This is a genomic window from Erysipelatoclostridium sp. An15, assembly GCF_002160675.1.
Classification (GTDB): Bacteria; Bacillota_I; Bacilli_A; order Erysipelotrichales; family Coprobacillaceae; genus Thomasclavelia; species Thomasclavelia merdavium.
In genome coordinates this window covers 64275-73230 of record NZ_NFLA01000008.1, presented here as the reverse complement: position 1 = coordinate 73230, position 8956 = coordinate 64275, and the positions used below count along the sequence as shown (strand labels likewise).

The 8956-nt window shown below is 30.3% G+C and carries 6 protein-coding genes; all 6 read right to left on the bottom strand.

What is annotated here, in order from left to right:
- Nucleotides 1–82: 82 nt before the first annotated feature.
- The 6 genes from B5E92_RS04600 to purD all read right to left on the bottom strand — a co-directional run bounded on the left by B5E92_RS04600 (nucleotide 83) and on the right by purD (nucleotide 8951).
- Entirely contained in the window at nucleotides 83–298 is a 216-nt protein-coding gene (locus B5E92_RS04600; RefSeq protein WP_087299653.1) for a hypothetical protein, read from the bottom strand.
- A 111-nt stretch (nucleotides 299–409) separates the two neighbouring features.
- Nucleotides 410–1225 (bottom strand): hypothetical protein, encoded by an 816-nt coding sequence (locus tag B5E92_RS04595; protein WP_204245232.1) that lies wholly within the window; start codon nucleotides 1223–1225, stop codon nucleotides 410–412.
- A gap of 178 nt (nucleotides 1226–1403) precedes the next feature.
- Entirely contained in the window at nucleotides 1404–1964 is a 561-nt protein-coding gene (locus B5E92_RS04590) for a manganese efflux pump MntP family protein (protein ID WP_087299649.1), read from the bottom strand.
- Between the two features lie 577 nt (nucleotides 1965–2541).
- A complete protein-coding gene (purB, locus tag B5E92_RS04585; RefSeq protein WP_087299647.1) occupies nucleotides 2542–3927 on the bottom strand; it encodes an adenylosuccinate lyase in 1386 nt (461 codons plus the stop codon).
- 1 nt (nucleotide 3928) lies between these two features.
- Nucleotides 3929–7690 (bottom strand): phosphoribosylformylglycinamidine synthase, encoded by a 3762-nt coding sequence (locus tag B5E92_RS04580; protein ID WP_087299644.1) that lies wholly within the window; start codon nucleotides 7688–7690, stop codon nucleotides 3929–3931.
- Nucleotides 7691–7700: 10 nt separating this feature from the next.
- A complete protein-coding gene (gene purD / locus B5E92_RS04575) occupies nucleotides 7701–8951 on the bottom strand; it encodes a phosphoribosylamine--glycine ligase (RefSeq protein WP_087299663.1) in 1251 nt (416 codons plus the stop codon).
- Nucleotides 8952–8956 lie beyond the last annotated feature (5 nt).

The window sequence follows — 8956 nt, the reverse complement described above, 5'->3', positions numbered from 1 at the left end:
AAATCATTGGAATATCTATTGATATAGCTAATATATTCTTTCATAATTTAAGATTAAAAAGGATAGATATCTTGATAGATTTCTATCCGTTTTTAATCTTCTTAAATTGACGACATTGGTGAACATTATAAGTCCCTATTCTTAAACGATTAGTTGCATTAACATCCACACTATCTTTAGTGACACTACAATTATATTCACTAGCATAAACACTATAATAAAAACGACCAGCAACAACTACAATCAATATTACAACTACTAAAAGCATTGAAATCACCATCTTTAAAAATCTTTTCATAGCCCATACCTCCAATTATTTTTTTTAGTATAAAACTTAAAGTTTACTTAAGGTCAAGCTATTTTAAAATTTTACAAAAAATTACCATTTTTTTACATAATATAAAAGATCCTAGTTTTCACCAGAATCTTGATTTCTTAAATAATCTTTGTCTTTATCTTTTTTTCTAGGAATAAACCGTTTTAAAAAATTAAATGTATTAGGATACTTAGCATAGAAAAAGCCAAATACTGAAAATACTGCCGCTCCGATGAAATTGACTAATAAATCACCAATCGTATCAATTAAACCAATATCAACATATCCAGCTAGTTGTTGTCCATTTACAATTACTTCTTTAATATTATGAATGGTAACTCTTGAGCCATCGACTAAATCAGCACCATTTAAAAGAGTAATCATAGTATTTTTTTGAGTATTCATACCAAAAAATTGATCCATACTAAATTCAAAAAATTCCCAGATAACACCAATCGTCATAGAAAAACAAAAAGCAACTAACACCACATATAATGGTGATAATTCAAATTTAACCCGTTCACTTTTATTTAATAAATCAACAAGTGAAAAACCAATTGCCGCAGCTAGAAAACCATTTAAAGTGTGCAACATCGTATCCCATTGTGGAAAAACAAAATAATAATCGTTTACCTCACCTAAAATCTCAGCAGCAAAAATAAACAATAAAATTATTATTTCTAACGTTGATGGCAGTTCAACTTTAAAAGTGACTTGAAAAAAACTAGGTACGTTCAATAACAACAATGTTAATACACACATAAAAACATTTTCATAATTTTGATTAAAAAACTGTAAAATCATAGTCAAAATGACTAATAATCTTAACACCATATAAACCATAAATGAAGCTTTATGTTCTCTAGTCTCCAATAATATTGCATTACTGATTCTTTTCAATCTTTTCATAAATCTCGACTCCATTTTCATAATTTATATGTATTATAGCAAAAATATACTGTAATAGAAGACTAAACCTTATATTTTCTATTCCTGTAAATGATAATTTTATTTGAAAACGATTTCTTTATTATCAACTTTTCTTAAAAAATAAATAAACAAAAAAGGCGGTCTTTAACCACCAGTTTTAGAAAAATAAATGTTCTATTAAAATTTTTGTTCCCATCAAGATTAAAATTAAACCGCCAGCAAATTCCGCTTTGTTTTTATATTTTTCACCAAAGACATTTCCTACTTTAACACCAATAATACAAATTACAAAAGTAATAATTCCAATGATACTTATTGATGTTAACAATGATACATCAAAAAAGGCAAATGTAATCCCTACTGCAAGAGCATCAATACTAGTTGCAATAGCTAACATTATTAAATTACCAAATTTTAAACCTTCATCTTCAATATCAGCTTCATCTTTTTCAAAAGACTCTTTAATCATGTTTAATCCAATTGCACCTAATAATATAAATGCAATCCAATGATCAATAACAGCAATTTTATTTGCAAATGTAGTTCCTAGTAAATATCCTAGAGCTGGCATCAAAGCCTGAAAAACACCAAAAAAACCTGCGATTATTATAGCTTGACGATAATTCATCTTCCGCATTGCTAATCCTTTACATATAGAAACAGCAAAAGCGTCCATTGCTAGTCCAACACCAATTAGTACAATTTCAATTATCGACATCTTGCTACTCCTTTATTTGCTTGGCTAGTTAATTGTTTTGATTTTGTAATCAATCTTCCCATTTCAATCCTCCAAGTTTTTTTCATTGAAAAAGACCCGTATACAACAATATAATTGTTATATTCGAGCCCTTCAAATCCACAAATATAAAAACTCAATATAGGCAAATATATTGTTCTATATGAGTCTCGTTATTTAAGACAAGCCAGATTAAAAATAATCAGTATGTTGACTTGACCCACTTTTAAAAGTGCCAACTACTCCCTCAACGGTTATTTTCAATGTATCCTAATTTTATCTAATATATCATTTACAGTCAAGAATATCTTTATAAGTTATAGTTTAAAAATACTATATTTTATTAAAAAAACATTTATTATCGTATTTTCATAAAAAATATATAGAAAATCAGCAAAATCATAGATATCTTAGATTTTTTAATAATAAGAATTCGTTTTTATGATCATTTTTAAGAAATTATGAAATTGAAAAATATCTTTTTTAACATAATTACAATTAATATAAATACTAAACCATTAAAAAACTAAGCTGTAATTTATACAGCTTAGTAATTAATTTATTTATTTAAATCCAATTTTGCTAATTTGTTAGCTAAACCAATATATGATGCTGGTGTCATTTCTACTAAAGTTTGACGATCTTCATCTGATAGAATTTCCAAACTTTCAGCAAATTTAAGAATATCTTCCTTAGAAATACTCTTTCCACGAGTTAATGCTTTTAAAGTATCATATGCATCAGGAACACCATATTTTCTAAGCATTGTTTGAATTGGTTCTGCAAGAACTTCCCATTTTTCATTTAAATCGCTTGCTAATTTTTCTTTATTAACAACACATTTAGCTAAACCATTAATTGTTTCATTCATTGCTTGTAGTGAATATCCAAATGCTAAACCTAAATTTCTTTGACTAGATGAATCAGATAAATCACGTTGCATTCTTGATTTAGGTAATTTATTTGATAAAGCAACACAGATATTATTTGACATATCAATATTAGCTTCACTGTTTTCAAATCTAATTGGATTAACTTTATGTGGCATTGTTGAACTTCCAACTTCACCTTTTACTGGAATTTGTTTAAAATATTCCATTGAAATATATAACCACATATCAACATCAAAATCTACTAATACGTTATTGAAATGACGTACACCATCTAAAATATGGCAAGTATAATCATGACTTTCAATTTGAGTTGTCAATGGATTAAATGTTAATCCTAAATATTCTTCAACGAATTTTTTAGCTAATACTGGCCAATCAAGATTAGGAAAAGCAGTTAAAATTGCACTATAATTTCCTGTTGCTCCATTAAATTTAGCTTTAATCTTAATAGATTCAACATTTTCAATACTTGATAAGAAACGATATGCATATACTTTAAATTCTTTACCAATTGTTGTTGGTGTTGCTGGTTGACCATGAGTATGTGCAAGCATTGCATCATCACTATGTTCATCAGCCCATTTATCAACTATACTAGCTAATTCTTTAGCTTTTTTCAACCAAACATCTTTTAATCCATATTTTATCATACAAGCATATGAAGTATTATTAATATCTTCTGAAGTACACCCAATATGAACAAAACTTTGTAAATATTCGAATCCTAAAGCTTTTACTTGTTCATCAATAAAATATTCTACGGCTTTAACATCATGACGAGTTGTATTTTCAATTTCTTTAATTCTAGCAAATGAATCATAATTGAATTCATTTGTAATAGCCATTAATTTATCCATATCATCATGATTAAATTTCGCAAGAATATCATTTTCAACATTTTCGATTAAAAATCTTAACCATTGAATTTCAACGAAAACACGATATTTTACCAATGCATATTCCGAAAAATATTCTCCTAAAGCATCCTTAACACCCGAATAACGACCATCTAATGGACAAAGTGTTAAACATTCAAACTCTTGTTTTTCCATTCTATTTTCCACCTCTAAAATAATCTACTCCAGCTTCAAACAATTTTTGGTCCATTTCACCATAAACGTTTTTAAAGCGATTTTCACCTTGGCGTTCACTATGACCCATTTTTCCAATAACACGACCATCTAAAGAAATAATTCCTTCGATTGCATACATTGATCCATTAGGATTATATGGCGTTTGCATTGTTACTTTACGATTTGGATCAACATATTGTGAGAACACTTGCCCGTTTTCAAATAATTTTTCAATAGTTTCTTTTGGAGCAACGAAACGTCCTTCACCATGACTTACTGGAATTGTATAAACATCATCAACATTTACATATTTTAACCATGGTGATTTTACACTACCAATACGTGTATCGACCATTTGTGAAACATGGCGACCAATAGTATTAAATGTTAATGTTGGATCATCTTTGGACATATCTTTAATTTCACCGTAAGGTAATAATCCTAATTTAACTAATGCTTGGAATCCATTACAAATACCAATCATTAAACCATCACGATTTTCTAATAAATCAGTAATTGCAGCTTTTAAACGTGGGTTTCTTAATACCGTCGCAATAAATTTACCAGAACCTTCTGGTTCATCACCAGCACTGAAACCACCAGGTAACATTACAATGTTGGCACGTTTAATTGCAGCTTCTAATTCATCAATTGAATTATTAAGCATTTCTTGAGTTTTATTTCTAACTAATACCATTTCAACTTGGGCACCAGCTTTTTTAAATGCTCTAGCTGAATCATATTCACAGTTAGTTCCTGGGAAAACAGGAATAACCACTAATGGTTTTTCAACAATTACTTTTGGTTGTAAATCTGATCTTGTCTTACATGCAGCTACTTTTATTTCACTTGTAGGAGCTTTTTCTCTAGTAGGATAAACTTTTTCTAATGGTTCTTTATTAATTGCATATGCTTCATCTAAAGAAATCATTTCTCCACCATAAGATAAAGCTTCACTATCATTAGTAGTAGCTACAATACGATATTTATCAAAAACACTTAAATCTTTTTCAGATTTTACTTCAATAATAATATTACCGTAATTGCGTACTAAATAGCTTCCTAGACTATATCCAGTATTAAATGCAGCACCTATTCCATTACCAAAAGCCATTTTACTAACAGCTTCAATAACACCGCCATCTTTTACTGTGTAAGCACTATAAATTTTCTTTTCTTTCATTAATGACATGATTGCATCATATTGTTTTTGTAAATGATCAAAATCAAAAACTTTAAACTTATCTTTTTTGATCATAACTTCAGCTAAAACATGTCCTGTTTCTTTTGCTTCTGGTGTCATTACATCATCTACTTCACCGCTAGTAATAGCAAAAGATACTAAAGTTGGTGGTACATGAAGATCTTCAAATGATCCTGACATACTATCTTTTCCACCAATTGATGGTAATTTTAAAGCACTTTGTACTCGATAAGCACCTAATAAAGCTGCCATTGGTTTACCCCAGCTAACTGGATTATCTAATAATTTTTCAAAGTACTCTTGGAAAGAGAATCTAATTTTATGATAATCTCCACCCATAGCTACAATTTTAGCTACTGATTCAACAATTGCATACATTGCTCCATGATAAGGAGACCATTTTGATATAACTGGATTATATCCATATGCCATAATTGAACATGTTGTAGTTTCTTTATCTAAAACTGGTATTAATGCAGCCATACCTTCAGTTTCACTATGATATTTGATACCACCAAATGGAGATAATACTGTTCCATTTCCAATTGATGAGTCAAACATTTCAATTAATCCTTTTTGTGAAGCAACACTTAGTTTAGATAAAGTTTCTTTTACAGTCTTTACAAAACTTGTTTGTGGTACTTCATCGAAAGGTGTTTTTTCAAAATCAGGTAAAGTGATTTTAACATCTTGATAACGATCTGCCCCAGCAGCATCTAAAAATTCTCTTGAAATATTGACAATATCTTGTCCCATATGTTTCATAACTAGGCGATTTTTATCTGTAACTACAGCTACTTGAACCACTTCAAGATTTTCTTTAGCACATTGTTCTTTAATAAAGTCAGCATCTTTAGGATCAATAACAATTGCCATACGTTCTTGAGATTCAGAAATAGCAAGTTCTGTACCAGTTAATCCTTCATATTTTTTCAATACCGCATCTAAATTAATTTCTAGCCCTGGTGCTAATTCACCAACAGCTACACAGACACCACCAGCTCCAAAGTCGTTACAACGAACGATTTTTTCACTTACTTCTTTATTTCTAAATAAACGTTGAATTTTTCGTTCTTCTACTGGATTACCTTTTTGTACTTCAGCACCAGCTGTTTCAATAGATTTTACATCATGTGATTTAGAAGAACCAGTTGCTCCGCCAATACCATCACGACCAGTACGACCACCAATTAATAAAACAATATGTCCATTTAATGGTTCTAATCGTTTTACTTGTTCTTTAGGAGCAGCAGCCACAACAGCACCTAATTCCATTCTCTTAGCTGTGTAACCATCATCATAAATTTCATGTACATAACCTGTTGTTAAACCAATTTGGTTTCCATAAGATGAAAATCCATGAGCTGATTCTTTACATAGTTTTCTTTGTGGCAATTTACCTTTCATTGTTTCTTCTAATGATTTACGAGGATCACTAGCACCAGTGATTCTCATTGATTGATAAACATAGGCACGTCCAGATAATGGATCACGAATTGCACCACCTAAACATGTTGCCGCACCACCAAATGGTTCGATTTCAGTTGGATGGTTATGAGTTTCATTTTTAAACATCAATAACCATTGTTCATCACCTTCACTAGTATGAACTGTAATTTCTACTGAACAAGCATTGATTTCTTCAGAAACTTCTAAATCATCCAAATAACCTGTCTTACGTAATTCTTTCATTGAAATTGTTGCTAAATCCATTAATGTAAGTGGACGTTTAGTATCAATACCATAAACTAAATGACGACTTGTCTTATAGTCTTCAACATCTTTTTCTAAAATTTCTTTAAAGGCACCACTTTCAATATCTAAATCAGTAATTACAGTTGCAAATGTAGTATGACGACAATGATCTGACCAGTATGTATCTAATACTTTTAATTCTGTTTCTGTCGGATCACGTTTTTCTTCATTTTTAAAATAATCTTGAGTCACTTTTAAATCATCATAACTCATTGCCATTCCATTTTCACTTAAGAAATTTTCTAATCCGGCTTTATCTAATTCATTAAATCCTTCAATAGTTGGAACTGGCTTAATATCAGGAGCAGCATCATTTAAATCTTCTGGCTTTTCAAGGCTAGCAAGTCTTTGATCAACTGGATTAATTAAGAAGTTTTGGATTTTCTTTAAAACTTCATCTCTATCACCTTCAAAATCAATTGCATATACACGAGCACATTTAACTTTAGCATCTGTATTACCAGTTAAAATTGCAAAACATTGTTCACAAGAATCTGCTCTTTGATCATATTGACCAGGTAAATATTCAATCGCAAAAACTGACTCTTGATTACTTACCGGGAAACTTTCTTGATATACATCATCAACCATTGGTTCAGCTAAAATTGTATTAATTCCTTGATTTAACACATCATCGCTAATACCTTGAATGTCATAACGATTAATTATTCTTAAAGAATTAATATTTATATTTAGCTGTTGACTTAAATTTTGTTTTGTTTCATTGGCTTCTGTTGCATAAGCTAAACGTTTTTCAACATAGATTCGCTTTACATTACTCATTTTCATCCCCCTATCTAAGTCCGATATCATTGCGGTAGAATTTACCATCAAAATCTATTTTATTGGCTACTTTATATACTTTTTCACGTACCTCATCTAAAGAATCACCAGTAGCACAAATATTTAAGACACGACCACCACTAGTCACTAATTTTCCATCTTTGATAGCTGTTCCGGCATGGAATACTACACAATCATCACAGTCATCGATATTTTTTATTTCAATTCCTTTTGGATAACTTCCTGGATATCCTTGACTTGCAAGTACTAAACATGCAACATGTTTATTATTCCATTTTACTTCAACATCTTTTAATGTTTTAGTCGCACAAGCTACCATAATATCATATAAATCACTATCTAAACGAAGCATGATTGATTGTGTTTCTGGATCACCGAAACGAACATTGAATTCTAATACTTTTGGTTTATTATTTTCAATCATTAAACCAATAAATACAACACCACGATAATCCATGTTATCGGCTTTTAAACCAGCCATAAATGGTTCTAAAATTTCTTTTTCAAAAATCTCGTCCATACCTTCAGGTAAGAAAGGATTTGGTGATACAGTTCCCATACCGCCAGTATTAGGACCAGTATTACCGTCAAAAACTTGTTTATGATCTTTAGCACTTACCATTGGTACAATTGTTGTTCCATCTGTAAAGCAAAGTAAAGAACATTCAAACCCTGTTAAAAATTCTTCTAAAACAACTTTACTTCCAGCACCATCTAAGCTGCCATCAACCATCATTTCTTTTAATGTTTTTTTAGCATCTTCAACATTTTCAACAATAACGACACCTTTTCCAGCTGCTAAACCATCAGCTTTAATTACTAAAGGAAATTGGAAATCATTTATTGCTTCGACAGCTTCATCATAACTATTTACCTCTTTATAACGAGCTGTTGGAATATTATGACGAATCATAAAGTCTTTCGAGAATGCTTTACTTCCTTCTAATGTTGCAGCATATTTAGTTGGTCCAAAAGCCATTAGGCCAGCTGCTTCTAAATCATCAGCTAAACCATTACATAATGGTACTTCAGGTCCAATTACCGTTAAATCAATATTATGATCTTTTGCAAATTTAACGATCATTTCATTATCTTCAACACTACCAGCAACACATTCACCGATTTTTGCTATCCCTGGATTACCAGGAATAGCATAAATCTTATCAACTTTTTCACTTTGATTTAATTTATATGCAATCGCATGTTCACGACCACCACTACCAATTACTAATACTTTCATATTTT